The sequence below is a fragment of the Luteolibacter sp. Populi genome, assembly GCF_040801775.1.
In the GTDB taxonomy this organism is placed as follows: domain Bacteria; phylum Verrucomicrobiota; class Verrucomicrobiia; order Verrucomicrobiales; family Akkermansiaceae; genus Haloferula.
The window spans coordinates 3,649,062-3,665,258 of the sequence record NZ_CP161812.1; the positions used below are offsets into that span (position 1 = coordinate 3,649,062).

At 65.6% G+C, this 16,197-nt stretch carries 14 protein-coding genes; 6 read left to right on the plus strand and 8 right to left on the minus strand.

Annotated elements, in window-relative coordinates; translation table 11 throughout:
- The first annotated feature begins 247 nt into the window (after positions 1 to 247).
- The 5 genes from ABWK72_RS14920 (at position 248) to ABWK72_RS14940 (ending at position 5,341) form a co-directional block, all read left to right on the plus strand.
- Positions 248 to 1,186 (plus strand): diacylglycerol kinase family protein, encoded by a 939-nt coding sequence (locus ABWK72_RS14920; protein ID WP_367870366.1) that lies wholly within the window; start codon positions 248 to 250, stop codon positions 1,184 to 1,186.
- Positions 1,183 to 2,022: a metallophosphoesterase gene (locus tag ABWK72_RS14925; protein WP_367870367.1), complete on the plus strand. Its 840-nt coding sequence runs from the start codon at positions 1,183 to 1,185 to the stop codon at positions 2,020 to 2,022. The genes ABWK72_RS14920 and ABWK72_RS14925 overlap by 4 nt, the downstream gene beginning before the upstream one ends.
- A complete protein-coding gene (locus tag ABWK72_RS14930) occupies positions 2,022 to 3,434 on the plus strand; it encodes an NAD(P)/FAD-dependent oxidoreductase (protein WP_367870368.1) in 1,413 nt (470 codons plus the stop codon). The genes ABWK72_RS14925 and ABWK72_RS14930 overlap by 1 nt, the downstream gene beginning before the upstream one ends.
- 148 nt (positions 3,435 to 3,582) lie before the next feature.
- The gene (locus ABWK72_RS14935; protein ID WP_367870369.1) at positions 3,583 to 4,065 is read left to right on the plus strand and encodes a hypothetical protein; all 483 of its coding nucleotides are present in this window, start codon (positions 3,583 to 3,585) and stop codon (positions 4,063 to 4,065) included.
- A gap of 334 nt (positions 4,066 to 4,399) precedes the next feature.
- The gene (locus tag ABWK72_RS14940; RefSeq protein ID WP_367870370.1) at positions 4,400 to 5,341 is read left to right on the plus strand and encodes a family 43 glycosylhydrolase; all 942 of its coding nucleotides are present in this window, start codon (positions 4,400 to 4,402) and stop codon (positions 5,339 to 5,341) included.
- A 305-nt stretch (positions 5,342 to 5,646) separates the two neighbouring features.
- On the opposite strand, the gene ABWK72_RS14945 is transcribed toward ABWK72_RS14940, so the two are convergent.
- The 3 genes from ABWK72_RS14945 to ABWK72_RS14955 form a co-directional block, all read right to left on the minus strand.
- On the minus strand, positions 5,647 to 5,898 hold the full coding sequence (locus ABWK72_RS14945; protein WP_367870371.1) for a hypothetical protein: 252 nt from the start codon (positions 5,896 to 5,898) through the stop codon (positions 5,647 to 5,649).
- A gap of 114 nt (positions 5,899 to 6,012) precedes the next feature.
- A complete protein-coding gene (gene chrA, locus ABWK72_RS14950) occupies positions 6,013 to 7,320 on the minus strand; it encodes a chromate efflux transporter (RefSeq protein ID WP_367870372.1) in 1,308 nt (435 codons plus the stop codon).
- Positions 7,321 to 7,381: 61 nt separating this feature from the next.
- Complete coding sequence (locus ABWK72_RS14955; protein WP_367870373.1) at positions 7,382 to 8,539, minus strand: pyridoxal phosphate-dependent aminotransferase; 1,158 nt, start codon at positions 8,537 to 8,539, stop codon at positions 7,382 to 7,384.
- Between the two features lie 171 nt (positions 8,540 to 8,710).
- On the opposite strand from ABWK72_RS14955, the gene ABWK72_RS14960 reads away from it, so the two are divergent.
- Positions 8,711 to 10,870 (plus strand): hypothetical protein, encoded by a 2,160-nt coding sequence (locus tag ABWK72_RS14960; protein WP_367870374.1) that lies wholly within the window; start codon positions 8,711 to 8,713, stop codon positions 10,868 to 10,870.
- Positions 10,871 to 11,099: 229 nt separating this feature from the next.
- Here ABWK72_RS14960 and ABWK72_RS14965 read toward each other — a convergent pair whose 3' ends face one another.
- The 5 genes from ABWK72_RS14965 to ABWK72_RS14985 all read right to left on the minus strand — a co-directional run bounded on the left by ABWK72_RS14965 (position 11,100) and on the right by ABWK72_RS14985 (position 16,185).
- Entirely contained in the window at positions 11,100 to 12,221 is a 1,122-nt protein-coding gene (locus ABWK72_RS14965; protein ID WP_367870375.1) for a hypothetical protein, read from the minus strand.
- A 128-nt stretch (positions 12,222 to 12,349) separates the two neighbouring features.
- The gene (locus ABWK72_RS14970) at positions 12,350 to 14,002 is read right to left on the minus strand and encodes an RNA polymerase sigma factor (RefSeq protein WP_367870376.1); all 1,653 of its coding nucleotides are present in this window, start codon (positions 14,000 to 14,002) and stop codon (positions 12,350 to 12,352) included.
- Between the two features lie 67 nt (positions 14,003 to 14,069).
- A complete protein-coding gene (locus tag ABWK72_RS14975) occupies positions 14,070 to 15,536 on the minus strand; it encodes a DUF1501 domain-containing protein (protein WP_367870377.1) in 1,467 nt (488 codons plus the stop codon).
- A complete protein-coding gene (locus ABWK72_RS14980; RefSeq protein ID WP_367870378.1) occupies positions 15,533 to 15,766 on the minus strand; it encodes a toxin-antitoxin system HicB family antitoxin in 234 nt (77 codons plus the stop codon). The genes ABWK72_RS14975 and ABWK72_RS14980 overlap by 4 nt, the downstream gene beginning before the upstream one ends.
- A complete protein-coding gene (locus ABWK72_RS14985) occupies positions 15,763 to 16,185 on the minus strand; it encodes a putative toxin-antitoxin system toxin component, PIN family (protein ID WP_367870379.1) in 423 nt (140 codons plus the stop codon). The genes ABWK72_RS14980 and ABWK72_RS14985 overlap by 4 nt, the downstream gene beginning before the upstream one ends.
- Positions 16,186 to 16,197: the final 12 nt, after the last annotated feature.

Sequence of the window (16,197 nt, forward strand, 5' to 3'; positions counted from 1 at the left end):
ATCCATTGAATTTAAGATGCTTATCGGCTCGATAAGTTTCCTTTGACCCGCCCTCATTCGGTGCATCTTGCAAACCATCGCGGGAACTTGTGCATGACCATGCGTTTTGCACACGCCACCCTGCCCCCGCCGCAACTTGCACGCCTCGATCTTCCCCCTCACCCAGCACCCCGCAGGCTCACCTCTCATCATCAGCATCTTGTAGCCCCTCGCCACATCGGGCACGGCGGCTGATAGACAGAACGCCATGCCTCGCTACCTCCTCCTCTTCAACCGCGGCTCCGGCGGCAACGAACGCGGCCTCGATGCCTCCGAGGTCGCACGGACCGTGGAGGACATCCTCCGCGAGGCCGGCCACGAGGTCAGCTCCACCATCGTCGAACCCGGCGGGCTCGATCGCGCCTTGGAGAAGGGCCTCGCCGCCAAGCCCGATGCCATCATCGTCGCCGGCGGCGATGGCTCGGTTTCCGCCGCCGCCCGTCATCTCGGCGGCACCGAGGTGGCCTTGGGCATTCTGCCGATGGGCACCTTCAATCTCGCCGCCCGCGATCTCGGCGTGCCCTTGGAAATGGAGGCCGCAGCCCGTTTCCTCGCCACCGCACAGCCGATGTTGATCGATGTCCTCGACGTGGCAGGCCAGGCCTGTCTTTGCACCACCATCCTCGGCTTCTACCCGGAGTTCGCGAAAACCTTCGAGCGCCGCGACCACGGCGGCCAATGGTGGAGGAAGACTCTCAAGCTGGTGACCGGCCTGCCGAAGTACTTCGCCCGCGCCCGCCCCCTCCATCTCTCGTGGCGCGAGGAAGACGGCAGCACCGGCAATGCCAAGACCAAGTTCTCCGCCTTCGTCCCCGGTCGCTACAAGGCCGCCGCGGGAATCGTCCCTGCCCGCACCGAATTCCGCTCCGGCGAAATGACCGCCTACATCGGCAAGCAAAAGCACGCCCGCGCCGCCATGCGCGGCATGCTCGACTACATCTTCGGCCGCCAGGAAAAGAATCCGGAGCTGCTCCACTTCAAGTCCTCCCGCCTGCAGCTCCGCGGCGGTTCGCGGCGCGATTGCATGCTCATGCTCGATGGCGAAATCCTGCGCATGGTCTTCCCGATCGAGATGGAAATCAAACCGGCCCACCTGCTCGTCCTGACCACCCCGGAAAGCATCGCCGATGAAAAGGAGGCCGCATGATCCGCATTCTCCACCTCTCCGATCCCCACTTCGGGGCCGCCGATCCCGCGGTCGCCGCACGCTTCCTCACCCGGGCCGCCGAGCTCGCGCCCGATCTCACGGTCCTCAGCGGGGATCTCACGATGCGGGCTCGCCGCCGCGAGTTGATCGAGGCCCGCTCTTTCGTCGAGCGCCTGCCACGGCCCCGCCTGGTGATCCCGGGCAACCACGACATCCCGGCGATGAACCAGCCCTTCCAGCGCCTCTTCTCACCCTTCCAGCGCTACCGGGAAATCTTCGGTGCAGAGCTCGAACCGATCCACACCGCCCCCGGCCTGCATGTCGTGGGCATGAATAGCAGCAAGGCCTTCGGGCCTTCGTTGGATTGGTCGCTCGGCCATCTCTCCCCGGAGAATTTGCGGCGCGCCCACCAGCGGCTCTCCGGCGCGCCCGGCAGCTTCCGCGTCCTCGTCCTCCACCATCCGCTGATCGCGCCGGAAGGCCACAAGCGCGACGTGGTCCGCCCGCTGCCATCGCTGCTGGAATTGATCGCCAGCCACCGCGTGGACCTCATCCTCTGCGGCCACTTCCACTGCTCTCACCTCGCCGCCATCGGCCCGCAGAATTCCTGGCACGGTGTCGTTTCCCAAGCGGCCACCGTTTGCTCCACCCGCCTGCAGGGCGAGCCACAAGGCTTCCACATGATCCGGGCCGATCACGATTTCATCGAGATCGAACGCTACGTCTTCGATGGCGAAAACTTCGCTACCGACACCAGCTTCCACTTCGCCCGCGGCGCGGAAGGATGGGGCGGCGCCGATGCCACCACGCGCCGCGAGGAAGCCCGCATCGCCTGATGAAAGAAGTCTCTCCATTCGAGCTGCTGGTCATCGGCGGCGGCAGCGCCGGCCATGCCGCGGCGCGGACCGCCGCCTCGCTCGGCCTGCGCACCGCCCTCGTCGAATCCGCGGAAACCCTCGGCGGCCTCTGCATCCTCCGCGGCTGCATGCCATCGAAGACCCTGATCGAGACCGCCAACCGCATGCGCATCATCCGCGATGGTGCCCGCTTCGGCATCCGCAGCCAGGAGCCGGTCCTCGATATCGAAAAACTCCGCGAACGCCTCCACTTGCTCATCGATGACTTCCGCCGCGATCGGGTGCAGGCCATGGAGTCCGGCGCGTACGCCCTGCTCCGCGGCAGCGCCCGCTTCATTTCACCCCGCGGGATCGAACTCCGCGGCCCCGACGACACGCTGACGACTCACGAAGCCGGGGCCTTCGTCATCGCCACCGGCTCCCACCCCGTCATCCCGGAAATCCCCGGCCTCGATGGCACCCCTTTCTGGACCAGCGATGACGTCGTCCGCCTGCCCTCCCTTCCCGCGCACATCGCCATCCTCGGCGCCGGAGCGATCGGGATGGAGTGCGCCCACCTCTTCGAGGGCCTTGGCAGCCGGGTCACCGTCATCGCCCGCGGCGATTCGATCATGGGCGATAGCGATCCCGACATCGCCACGGCCTTGGAAAAGGAGAGCTGCGAGCGTGGCATCGCCTTCCTCAAGAAAACCACGGTCGAATCCCTCCGCCACGATGGCAGCAGCTTCCACCTGACCCTCAAGGGCGCCGCCGCCGCCTTGGAAGCGGATGCCCTGCTCCTCGCCACCGGCCGCACTCCCGCCACCGCCGGCTTGGATTTGGAAAAGATCGGCATCGCCCTGGAGAAGGGCCGCATCCTGATCGACGAGCGCGCCACCTCTTCTTTCTCCCACATCTTCGCAGCGGGCGATTGCGCCAGTCCCTTCCCCGTCGTCCACCTCGCCGTCATTCAAGGCGAGGTCGCCGCCCGCAATGCCGCCCGCCTGCTGCGCCACGATCACCTCGCGCCGACCGCGGAGTGGAACCGGCACTCCGCCATGTCCGCATGGTTCACGGAGCCCCAGTGCGTCCGCATCGGCCTGTCCGAAACCCAGGCCGCGGAGGAGAACGTCCCGATCCTCGTCGCCCGCCAGAGCTACGTTGACCACGGCAAGGGCGCGATCACCGGCTCCCGTCACGGTTTTGTAAAAGTCCTGGCCGATCCGGAAACCGGCCGGCTCCTCGGTGCCGCCGCCGTCGGACCGGAAGTCGTGGAAACTGCCCACCTGCTCCAAGCCGCCATCGAACTCCAGCTCAGCGCCGCCGCCTACCTCGCCATTCCTCACTACCATCCCACCTTGGCAGAGGCATGGTCGCGGGCGGTCGAGGGTATCGAAGCCCAGCGCTCCTGATTGCAAAGCGCCACGGCAGCGCACGCGGAATTTGCAGTTTGCTTTCACAAAATCTGCCGTCTTTTCCGCGGCCCTCCGGGAAGGGCTTGCTGCATCAAGCAACTGATGGATTTTTTAAAAGCGGCACGCCCCCTGCAAAGGGTAAGGGATGAACGAGCTTCGCCTGCCAGCCCAGGCTTCTTCCGTTACTCTTCAGACGGCCCTCACCCGCACCTTGGATGCGGTCAGCGCCTACCTTCATGCGGCATCGATCTCCGAGTCCCGGATCCTGACGCAGGTCTGCAATGACTTGGCCATCGAGCGGAACGCCCAAGCCGACCGGATTGCCGCTTGGATCGAGGAATCGGGTGAGACGGCCGATTTCGGTTTCAGCCGCGAGGCCGGCTTCCAGCAGATTTGGATGAGCCTCGTCAGCCGCCGCTTCCCCACATTCCGCGAGGGCCTGCCCCGCGAATGCGAGCGCAGCGACCGCCGGCTCGAGCGCGTCCTGCTCCGCCTCTGGAACGATCCCGAAACCCGCGAATCCCTCCGCCTCAATCTCGGCGCCCTGCTCCGTGACGTGCGCAGCGGCATCGAGCGACTCGACCGTCTCCGCACCCCCGGAGTCCTGGTCCCGTCCTTGGTCCACTAGAATCCTCCGGGAAGGCAGGGACCGCTCTCCGAGCGGTCAGGCTTATGGAGCTCCTCTGCGGCATACGGCTCGGAACATCGGGTCACAGCCGCCCCCAGCCGTACCTTTCGGGAAACGATCCCTGCAATTCTGAATTGCCGGTGGTGGAGTGCAACGGAACCAACGGTTGCATCCACGGACCAACCGCGTCCCGGAGGGCCGCCGGAACTGTCCAACCCGCCCCAAGCCTCAAACGACCGGGCTCGCCGTCCAAGCAAGCTTCCGCGGCGCAGCCACAGACTGATTTATGATTTAAAGATTAGTGATTAGTGATTGGTTCGTAGTCTCCCCTCCGATGCGCCTGCTCATCCTCGCCACCCTCCTCCCCCTTCTAGCCCAGGCCAACCCCATCCTCGATGGCGCCGACCCCCACGCCGCCGTCGTCGGCAAGAACTACTGGCTCTTCCCCACCGAGGCCCGTTCCCGCGACCCGATCTTCGCCGCCTACCGCTCCACCGACCTCCGCACTTGGAAGCGCGAGGGCACGATCCTCGACCTCGACAAGATCCCTTGGGTCAAGGCCGATGGAGCCCCTTGGCACGGTGCTTGGGCACCCGCCCTCGCCACCAAGAACGGCAAGTTTTACTTCTACTACTCCGTTGGACCTCAGCACCCGACGCCCAGCCGCATCGGCGTCGCCAGCGGGCCTTCACCCACCGGCCCCTTCACCGATAGCGGCAAGCCCTTGCTCACCGGCTTCGAGGGCTTCGAGGCCATCGACCCGATGGTCTTCGTCGATCCCGCCGGAGGAAAGGCGTGGTTCTACGTCGGCGGCAGTGCGGGTGCGAAGCTCCGCGTCTTCGAGATGGCCGCGGACATGATCTCCTTCAAGCGCGAGGTCGAGATCACCCAGCCGGAGAAGTTCACCGAGGGCGCCTTCATGCACCTGCGGGGCAAGACCTACTACCTTTCCTACAGTCACGGGAAGTGGAACGACTCCACCTACTCCGTCCACTACGCCACCGCCCCATCTCCCACCGGCCCTTGGCAATACCGCGGCTGCATCCTCCAGAGCGACGACAAGCACCAGGGCCCGGGCCACCATTCCTTCATCGAGAACCCTGGCACCAAGGAGTGGTTCATCGTCTACCACCGCTGGGAGACCGGCAAAAAGGACCCTCCCTTCCGCGGCGGCCGGAAGCTGGCCATCGAGAAAATCACCTACGACGCCAAGGGCCTGATCCAGCCCATCAAGATGACCGACGCCAAGCCCCCGGTCTCGGTGATTCGCCGGTAATCAAGCCCGGGAGCGCGGACTTTAGTCCGCCCGAGGCGAAGCATCCCATCCGCTCCGCCGCATGCCTGCCCCCCGGGACCGCGGAGGCTCTGCCCCGCAGAAGCCACCCCGGCAGCGCTATCCATCTCGCGATAGGAGCGGGGATCGCCGTCGCTAGTTACCCGCCTTCCGCAGCTCAGCCGCCGTGGACTGCGCGCAGCCTGCTGCCGCTGTCCCGATGCAGCCTGCTGCCAGGGGCACCGGTCGGGCGCAGCGACCCTCATCGCCCGCCACCAAGGGTAAGTAGTCCCGCCTTCAGGCGGACTTCACCGGTAGGTGCCTTCCGCGGCTCCGCCGCCGTGGACTGCGCGCAGCCTGCTGCCAGGGGCACCGGTCGGGCGCAGCGACCCACATCGCCCGCCACCAAGGGTATGTAGTCCCGCCTTCAGGCGGACTTCACCGGTAGGTGCCTTCCGCGGCTCCGCCGCCGTGGACTGCGCGCAGCCTGCTGCCGCTGTCCCGATGCAGCCTGCTGCCAGGGGCGCTGCAAAGGCGAAGCACCGGGTGTAACGAGCCATGGACGGAGCAAGATTCGGAAATGTCCCGTTCTTCACGGCAGCAAGCTGCCTGCCTAAAGCGGCAGCAGGCTGCACGCAGTCCACGGTCGCTCCGCGACTGCCGTTTTGGACATGCTACACCATCCCCCACACAACCCCCGCCAACCCACAAACCCCCAGCACCGGCATCACCCCCACCTTGAACCTCTCCATCGCCACCAAAGCCCCCACCGCCATCACCAAAACAAATCCATCAAAGCCACCCGGCGGCCACAGCGCGTGCACCGAAAAATCCACCGCCAGATTCAAGATCACCCCGACCACCGCCGCCGTGATCGCCGTCAGGGCCGAAGCCAAACTCCGCTTCTCGCACAGCCCCTCCACATGCGGTCCGCCGAGGAACACGAAGAGGAAGCAGGGCAGGAAGGTCACCCAGGTCGTGATCGCCGCTCCGAGGGTCGCCGCGAGCAAGGGCGGCAGGCCGCCGGGATGCTGCCACGCCGCCACGAAGCCCACGAACTGCAACACCATGATCAGCGGCCCGGGCGTCGTTTCCGCGAGCCCTAGCCCCGCCATCATCTGGCGTTCGCCGAGCCAGCCGTAGTGCCCCACCGCCATTTGATTCACATAGGGCAGCACCGCATAGGCCCCGCCGACCGTGACCAGCGCCGCCTTGCTGAAGAACAGGCCTTCCTGGAACGGCACGCTCCCCCAGCCCAGCAGCAGCCCGCAGAGCAGAACCGGCAGCCACCACAGCGTCAGGCACAGCGCGCAGATCCGCAGGGTCCGCGCCCCGCTCGCCGGGATCGGAGGCGGAAGTTCCACCACAGGCAGCTCATCTCCATCCGCCTTGCCGTGCCCCTTGCCCGCCGGGAATTGCCGCGGCCAGCGCGTGCCACCCAAGTATCCGAGCAGTCCCGCCGCCAGGATGATCACCACGAAGGACACTTGGAAAAAGTGGATAGCCACGAAGGACAGCAGTGCGAGCCCCCACAGCGCCGGACTCTTGAGCGCCTTGCCGCCGATCCGCTTCACCGCGGAGAACACGATGGCGATCACCGCTGGCATCAACCCGTGGAAGATTCCCTGCACCCATCCGATCCCGCCGCCCGCCATGTAGAGCCAGCTCAATCCCCACAGGATGAACACGGACGGCAGCACGAAGAGAACCCCTGCCGCGATCCCGCCGCGTGCCCCATGCAAACGCCAGCCGAGGTAGGTCGCCAGTTGCTGCGCCTCCGGGCCCGGCAGCAGCATGCAGAAATTCAGCGCGTGCAGGAAGTGCTCCTCCCCCAGCCAGCGGCGGCGTTCGACCAGCTCCTTGTGCATGATCGCGATCTGCCCCGCCGGCCCGCCGAAACTGATCCACCCGAGCTTGATCCAGAAGCGCAGCGCCTCCCCGAAGCTTGGGACGGGCGGCGGCTGGTGATCCGGCGGAAGCATCTCTCGCGATCCTCCCCGGCTTCCGCCTTCCCCACCAGCCGAATTGAACCGCAGCTCGGGCTCACACCCTCTCCCGCAACCTCAGCAATTTCTCCCCCGCCGCCCGCAAGGTTGCCTCGCTCTTGGCGAAGTGGAAGCGGATCAAGTGATTCACCGGCTCCCGGAAGAAGCTCGATCCCGCCACGCCCGCGACGCCGATCTCGCGGATCAACCACTCGGAGGCTTCCGCATCGCTAGCGAAGCCGAGCGAGGAAATATCCATCATCACGAAGTAGGTTCCCTGCGGCTCCGTGAAGGGCAGGCCGAGCTGGCGGAGATAACCGAGGAAGACTTCCTTCTTCGCCGCGTAGTGATCGCGCAGGCCGAGGTAGTAACTATCCGGCAGCTCGAGCCCCGCCACCGCCGCTTCTTGCAAGGGAGCCGCCGCGCCGACCGTGAGGAAGTCATGCACCTTCCGCGCCTCCGCGATGACCCGCGGTGCGGCTTGCACATAGCCCAGCCGCCAGCCGGTAATCGAGTAGGTCTTCGACAGCGAGTTGCAAGTGATCGTCCGCTCGAAGGCCCCCGGCAGAGCCGCGACGTGGACATGCTGGTGCGGCTCGAAGACGATGTGCTCGTAGGGCTCGTCCGTGATGATGAAGGCATCGTGCTCCTCCGCCAGTTGCAGGATGTAGAGCAGCTCCTCGCGGGTGAAAACCTTGCCGGTGGGATTCGAGGGATTGCAGACCACGATCGCCTTCGGCTTCTGCGCGAAGGCTTTTGCCAACTCCTCGCGGTCGAAGGCGAAGTCCGGCGGGCGCAGCGCGACATAAATCGGCTCCGCTCCGGAGAGGATCGCGTCCGCGGCGTAGTTCTCATAGAAGGGCGAGAAGACGATCACCTTGTCGCCCGGATTGCAGGCGGTCATCATGGCCACCATCATCGCCTCGGTGCTGCCACAGGTAACCACCAGGTGCTGGTCGGGATCGATCGCCAGGCCGCTGAAGCGGGAGATCTTCCGCGCCAGGGCCTCGCGGAAGCGCGGCGCGCCCCAGGTCACCGCATACTGGTGATGCGGACCGCGGGTCGCCCGCTCCAGCGCCGCCAGCAGTTCTTCCGGCGGGTCGAAGTCGGGGAAGCCCTGCGCGAGGTTGATCGCGCCGTGACGGGTGGCCAGCCGCGTGGTCCCGCGAATCACGGACTCGGTAAAGGCGCTCAGGCGGGTGGCGGTCGCAGGCATCGGCGACCTTCTCTGATAGATGCCCGGGCTTGAAAAGGCCGGAGTCCGGAAGCTCCGCCCCACAATTTCTTAAACCGCGGCGTGGGATGTCGACATCTCCTCTGCGGACCCGGACGTTTCGCTTCCAAGCGCGGATATGTCATAGACCTCGGATCCAGGCCTCATCGACCCATGAAACCCCACCATCTCCTCGCCGCGCTGTGCCTGGCTTCAGGCGCGGCCCTCGCGCAAACCACCCAAAACTATCCCGACACGACCGGGGAGATCGCGGTCGGCAGCTTCCCCCATCTCGATATCACCTCGGTCGATGTCACGCTGGATGCCGCAGGCGAGAATATCACCTTCAAGATCAACCTGAACGGCAGCCCGGTCGATACCAATTGGGGCAAGTACATGATCGGCATCCGCTCGAATCCGGGCGGCACCACGACCGGTTCCGGCTGGGGCCGCCCGATCACGATGGCCGGCGGCATGACCCACTGGATCGGCTGCTATGTGGATGGGAGCATGGGCGCGGAAGTCTACGCCTACAATGGCAGCATCTGGACCAGCCGCCCCGCCGGCACGATTTCGAAGGATGCCAGCAGCGTGACGGTCTCGACGATCACCGCTTCCCTCAACCTGTCCCCGGGAGAAGTCTTCTCCTTCGACGTCTATGCCAGCGGCGGCGGCGATCACGATTCCGCGGTGGAAGCCCTGTCTTCCGCGACGGCCTCGGTCGGCATTTGGGACGCGGCCTACGTGACCGGCCTGGTCGGCAGCACTCCGCGACCGGCGCTCACCTTCACCATGCCGGGAACTCCCGACTACGCGACCTGGATCGCCTTCTACGGGCTCTTCGACGCCGATGCCCTGCCGGGCAACGACTACGATCTGGACGGACTGACCAACCAGCAGGAGTTCGATCTCGATATCGGCCTCGATCCGGCGCTCGCCGACTCCGATGACGACGGCCTCAAGGACGGCGAGGAGACCCTCGACGGCCAATACGTGGATGCCACCCACACCGGCAGCAACCCGATGAACCCGGACAGCGACGGCGACGGCGCGACCGACGGCGACGAGGTGAAGCAGGTCGCCGCGGCCTACGTGCGGGATCCGAACCACTACAACTACGTGAAGATCGCCGTGCCCGGCACCTTCAACCTCCCGGCCGCCTGGGATGCCACCGGCGCGAGCGTGCCGGGGAATGAGATGAGCGTCGCCGGCACCGGCCTGGCGCAGCAATTCCAGTACAGCCTCGACCACCGCTTCGCCGTGCCGAAGTCACCGATCAGCCACAAGTTCACGGCTGGCACCTGGGACGTGAATTGGGGTGCCAGCGGGACCGCGGGCGTGGCCTCGCAAGGCGGCGGTAACATCGATCACATCGTGGCGGCCAGCGGCATTTACCGCTTCGCCTTCAACACCGCCACCCGCGCCTACTCTTTCACGCGGCCCAGCTTCGCGGATGCCACGGCCTATCTCGCGGCCTATGGACTCGCGACCGGCGCGGATGAGGATTCCGACGGCTTGAACAACGAGGCCGAATTCACCGCCAACAGCGATCCCTACAACGCCGACAGCGATGGCGACGGCTTGGCCGACGATGCCGATCCGGAGCCTCTCGTGGTCGCGCCCGAATCCCGGGAGGTCGTCTTCCAGGTGAACATGGCGGTGGCGATCAGCGAGGGCTACTTCACTCCCGGGACCAGCGTCGTGCGGGTGATCGGGCAGTTCGCGGGCTGGAACACCTCCGGCGGCGTCGTGCTGAGCGATGCGGATGCGGACGGCATCTACACCGGCAGCTACACGGCCGGCGGCTTTGAGGGGATCTCCTTCGGAAACTACAAGTTCTTCATCAACGGCGGCCCGGACGGCGGCTACGAATCCGGAGCCGACCGCAGCTTCAACCTCGGGCCGGACGGCGTGCAGCAGCTTCTGCCGGTGGTCTACTACAGCAACATCCTGCCGCCGGTCGGATTCACGGCCTGGATCGCCACCTTTGACGGCCTCGCCGACCCTTCGCGCGACGGCGATCCGGATGGCGACGGGATCTCGAACGAGACGGAATTCCTCTTCGGCACCTCGCCCGCCACCGGCAACGGCGCGGTCGTTACGCTGAGCAACGGCTCCGGTGGCCTGGTCCTGCGCTGGCTGCAACGCAGCGGTGGAGCGACCTACACGCTCCAGGAAAATGCCGATCTCGCGGGCGAATGGACCACCGGCCCGGTAACCCCGGCAACCGCGACCGACCAAGACGGCGTGCCCGCGGACTACACCCGCATGGAGGCCGTGATCCCGACGACCAGCTCCCGCAATCTGGTGCGCGTGAACGGCACCGAGAACTGAGCAACTTTCCTCCTCCGACCTCTCCCCGGGCCCCGTCCGTTGCGAAAGCAGCGGGCGGGGTTTTTCGTTCTCCACGCCCGTTTCCGTGTCCGATCCGTCCGACACCCCTAGGGGATCCGGACGGATCGGACAGGCAGATGGCAGGGGTGAGAGAGCAAGAATCGTTTCCTTCTCCCTTCCGTCTGTCCGATCCGTCCCACTCCCCTAGGGAGGTCGGACGGATCGGACATCATTTCTTCAGGCGCCCGGCTGCGTTCCTCCTGCTGTCCTCGCGCCGCTTCGCATCGGAAATCAGGGGCAGGAAGCCTTCGACCGAGGCGGCATCGCCGAAGTGCGCAGCCATCTCGCAGATGGTCACCAGCGAGTCGTCCCGGTCCTTGCCCTCCGGAAGCTGCGGGGCCATTTCCAAGGCCTCCCTGGCGTCCTGATAGAAGAGTTGCTCGAGCGCTTCCGCGGCCTCCGGGCGGCTGTTCTCCAGGCCCCACAGGAGGGCCTTGCGCGGTTGCTTCTGGCCCCAATCGCGGAACAGCTCGCGGGCAGCCTCGGGGGCGAGGGCGCTGGCGTCGCCGGTAGCAAGCTGCCCGGCCCAAGCGGCGGGATCGCCCCTCCACGGACTGGGCTCCTCCGCTTTCGCGAGGTCGGGGATGACCGCGTCGAAATCGAAGCGCCACGCCTCGCCCTGGGTGGCGTTCGCCCGCTTCAAGGCACCCTCCGCGAAGAAGCGCCGGGCCCGCGGGGTTTCCGCCGAATGGAAGGCGGCAAGCCAAAGCAGCGGATCCTTGCTGTTCGCATCAATGATTCTCATCGGCTCGCCCAAGGTCGTCAGCTCGTCAGGATCCTTGTCCGCGGCGAAGCGATCGAGCCACTCCGCCGCAGCCGCCGGATCGGCCGGGAGCCACACGGCCAGCAGGTCGGCTGCCATCCGTAGTTTCGAATGGCTCTCCGGCAAAGTGTCGAGAAGCGCGGGCCGCTCGGCGGCGGGAAGCATCGCGAGGAAGGCACCCCAAACGTCTACCTGGAGCGCCGCCGGAATCTCATCGCGGATGAAGGCGGGGCCTGAGGCGGGATCGGACTTCGCGATGGCGCGAGCGACCTTCTCCGCCGCATCAGTCCACGCTTCGATCCGGCCGTCCTTCCACCCGGCGAGAAGCATGCGGGCGTGAGAAGGGTCCTTCTCCGCCAGGCGGGAAATCACGCTGGCCATCGCCCCATCGCGGGCGGCAGACGCTGGCATGGTGCCCAGGTCGGCCATGATCGCGTCGGCCTGATCCGGGGTATTGGCGGTGAAGACGGAATTGCCCTCCGCGCTGACCATCACACGCGCGGTCTTGAGCAGCGGCGGTCGTTCCACCGGAGCCGGGGAAGAATGCAGCGGCGCGGTGCTCCCTGGCGGTGCCGACGCCGAATGCTCCGGTGGCGGGTCTTGCTTCCTCTGACAAGACCCGCCGCAGACGAGAATCAAGAGTGCGTGGATCGGTTTCACGGCCGGGTCATCAGGCGCTTCATCGTGGCATCGCTACCGGGAGTGAACTTCCGCGCGATATCGTCGGACTTCGGATTCTGCCCCAGGGCCCAAGCGGCCGCGGCCTCGGCATCGCGCCGACACCAGGCGTGCCAGAGGGAAGCCTTGAGCTGGTAGCGCGGCTGCTTGTCGGTCTGGGCCATGATCCATTCCAGCAGTGCCTGCGGATCGCGGCAGGCGGCCTGCCGAATCTCGGGGAGGAGCGAGTCACCCGGCTTCACCTCCTCCAGCAATTCGTAGGCGCGCGGATCGCCACGCTGGAGCAGCAGGGAAATCGTCCAACCCAGGGCGACGCGGCGGTCCTCACCTTCCAATTGCCGGCCAAGACGCTCGATCGCCGCCTCGTCGGTGGCGGCGTATTTTTCGCAGGCCTGCTGGATGAGCCAGCGGCGGACTTCGGGCGAACGGGCGATCTTCAAAGCGCCGGCATAGTCGTGATCGAGGCGCTCGGTGCTGCGATATTCGTTGCGGCTGGATTGGACCGACTTGCGCTCGAAGGGCTCGGTGAAGCTGTCGACCCACGAGATCGCGCTCTCGAAATTCGAGTCAACGCGGGAGTCAAAGATGGCGGTGATGGTTTCCACCCGCGGCGGGCGGCCGTCGAGGACTTCGAGCAAGCGTTCCGCTGCGGGGAGGTCCCGCTCGGCGAGAACCGGCACGGCCTTCTGGAGGAACATGTTCCAGTCCTCGCGGTCCTTGACCCATTCCCACGCCGCCTTGGAATCGGTCTTGGCGAGCGCGATGAACTCGAGAAGCTCCGGGCTCAGCTTCGAATCGGGCATGCTAGGCCCGCGCTTGCGGGCAACGGCAGGCCGCTCCCGGGGTGACGTGGCTGCGAGAGGCGGCGCGGAAGGAGGAGGAGCCTGCTTGCGGGTTGCTGTGAGCGCAGCCCAGGTGCCGCCGCCCAACACCACGGCAGCGGCCAAGGGGAGCCAGGGTAGCGAGGAACTGGCGGCTTTCTTCATCGCGGTGGTGCGGGCGATAAAGCCGGGAGAAATTTCGAACGCGGCGGGAGCCAACGCTGCACCAAGCCAGACGGCGCAGGTCTCGCCATCGCAGGCGACGCCGCGGCGGGCGAGCAGGGCGCGGAGCTTTTCCAAGGCCCGATGACCACGCCGCTGGGCTGCCTCCGCGCTGATGCCGAGCCGGGCGGCGACCCGATCGTAGGGCAGCTTCTCGAAGTGGTGTAGCAGCAGCACCTGGCGATCGCGCTCGGGAAGCGCCGCCAATGCGGCATCGAGCTGAGGTCCGCCGCCCGCGGGGTCCCGGCCCTGGCGCAGGCTCTCCGCTTCGAGATTGCGGCGGTGATGCCGCGATTCGCGTCGGGAGATATTGGCCGCCTCATAAACGGCGGCCTTCTGCAACCACGCGGGCAGGCAGGGAATTCCGCGCCGTTTCCTGGCTTGGGTGGAGAGCGCGATGAAGACTTGCTGTGCCGCATCCTCCGCCAGCCCGGACCCGCCCAAGCGCCGGCGGGTGACCGCCAGCACGAGCGGCAAATGTCGCCGGACCAGCTCGGCGAAAGCGGGATCATCCCCGCTGGCGGCGAAACGGGCCAGCAGCTCGGCATCACTTGCCGTGGCCGTTGAGGGTTCGAGTGAAGTTTGCATGTTCCGGAAACTCCCCGCCGCCGATCTTTGAAATCAGACAGAAAATCCCGGAAAATCGCAATTTTCTTCAGGCGATGACCTCTTTCACCACCCGTGACGACTTGGTCACGTTCGACAGCCGCTGGTCCAGGCCTTGGAAGGGGTAGGTCAGCTTCTTGTGATCGAAGCCGAGCAAGGTCATCAGCGTGGCGTGGAAGTCGTGGGCGCTGACCTTGTTGACCGCGGCCTCGTAGCCGACCGGATCGGTCTCGCCGTAGGAGTAGCCCCGCTTCACCCCGCCGCCGGCCATCCACAGCGTGTAGGCACCCGGGCTGTGGTCACGCCCGACGAACTGGCTCTCCAGACCGCCGCGGTTTTCCTTCATCGGCGTGCGGCCGAATTCGCCGCTCCAGATTACCAGGGTTTCATCGAGAAGTCCGCGCTGCTTGAGGTCCTTCAAGAGCGCGGCCAGCGGTTGGTCCACCTGCTTGCACTTGTTGACGAAGGAATTCTTCAAGTCGTCTCCGGCGCCGGTGCCGTGGGAGTCCCAACCCCAGTCGAAAAGTTGGATGAAGCGCACGCCCCGCTCCGCCAGACGACGGGCGAGCAGGCAGTTGTTCGCGAAGGATTCCTGGCCCGGCTGGGTGCCGTAGAGCTGGTGGACGGACTCCGGCTCCTGCTTCATGTCGAAGGCATCCGAGGCATGGATCTGCATCCGGAAGGCCATCTCATATTGGGCGATGCGGGTCACCGTCTCAGGATCCCCGATCTCCGTGGCGACGGTCTGGTTCAAGCTGCTGAGAGCATCCAGAGTGCGGCGGCGGAGTGCCTGCGAGACGCCGTCCGGATTGGAGAGATAAAGCACCGGCTCGCCCTGTGAGCGGCACTGCACGCCTTGGTAAACGCTCGGCAGGTAGCCGGAGCCCCACACGGATTTCCCCGCGTCCGGATTCTTGCCGCCGGAGGTCAGCACGATGAATCCCGGTAGGTTCGCGTTCTCGGAACCGAGGCCGTAGGTCGCCCAGGCACCGGCCGAGGGCGAACCCAGCAACTGGCTGCCGGTATGGAGAAGAAGCTGTGCCGGGCCGTGATTGAACTGGTCCGTCCACATCGACTTGATGAAGCACACCTCGTCGATGACCTGCTCGAAGGCGGGCAGCCGGTCGGAGATCCACTGGCCGCTTTGTCCGGCTTGGTGGAAAGGGAATTGCGGGCCAAGCATCTTCGGCACGCCTTGGATGAAGGCGAACTGCTTGCCCTCGAGAAACTCCTTCGGGCATTCCTTGCCATCGAGTTTGGCGAGTTCCGGCTTGTAGTCGAAGAGCTCGAGTTGGCTCGGCGAACCGGCCATGTGCAGGTAGATCACCCGCTTCGCCTTCGGTGCGAAGTGCGCGAGATCCGGCAACAAAGGATTGGCAGGGTCCTTGTGCAGCGCGGCGCCTTGGCCCTGCGAGCCAAGCCACAGCCCGCCCAAGCCGACCGAGCAGTTCTGCAGGAAGTGCCGGCGCGTGAGGTGTTGGGCGCGCTCGTAGCGAAGCTGTTGGAAAAGATTCATGCGTCCCCGGGTTCAGGCGCTTGATGAGGCACGGCGGAGAGGAAGTCCTCGAAGTCCTTCCGGTTCGCCAAGGCAGCCTCTGCTTTGAGATAATCCACCGTCATCAAAGCCGCCAGTTTCTCGGCGGCGGCGGTCGCGAGAAATTGGTTCACGGAGTAACCCTCCTTTTTCGCGAGTTCGCGGATGTGGTTGTGCAGTGACTCGGGGAGCCGGACGGTAAGGGCACTCATGGTTGATGGGCGATGAGGTTCAAGAAATCCCGCGGTGTGAGCGCTTGGATGCCAAAGGGCTTGGTGTTGGCGAAGTCCCGGATGTTGTGGGTGATAATGTAGGGGCAACCCGCGGCGACTGCGAGTTCCAGCAGCATGTCGTCGTCGGGATCCTTCAAGCACGGTCGCCAAAGGAAATGGATGTTCTGAAGATGAGCTTGGGACGCCAGATAACGGAGGAAGGCGATGGCTTGGGGAGTGGTCTTGCCAGGAGGAAGGTGCTCGGGGCGGGAAATCACGTCGCACCATTCGGTGTAGAGACCGACCGAAAGCGAAATCTGGAAGGAAGGATGGGGAATCAACGAAACGAGTTGGAAGCTTGCTCCGCGATTGGAACGGAGGGCAGAGACCAGCACGCAAGTATCGAGAACCACCCGCATTGGTGGCATATA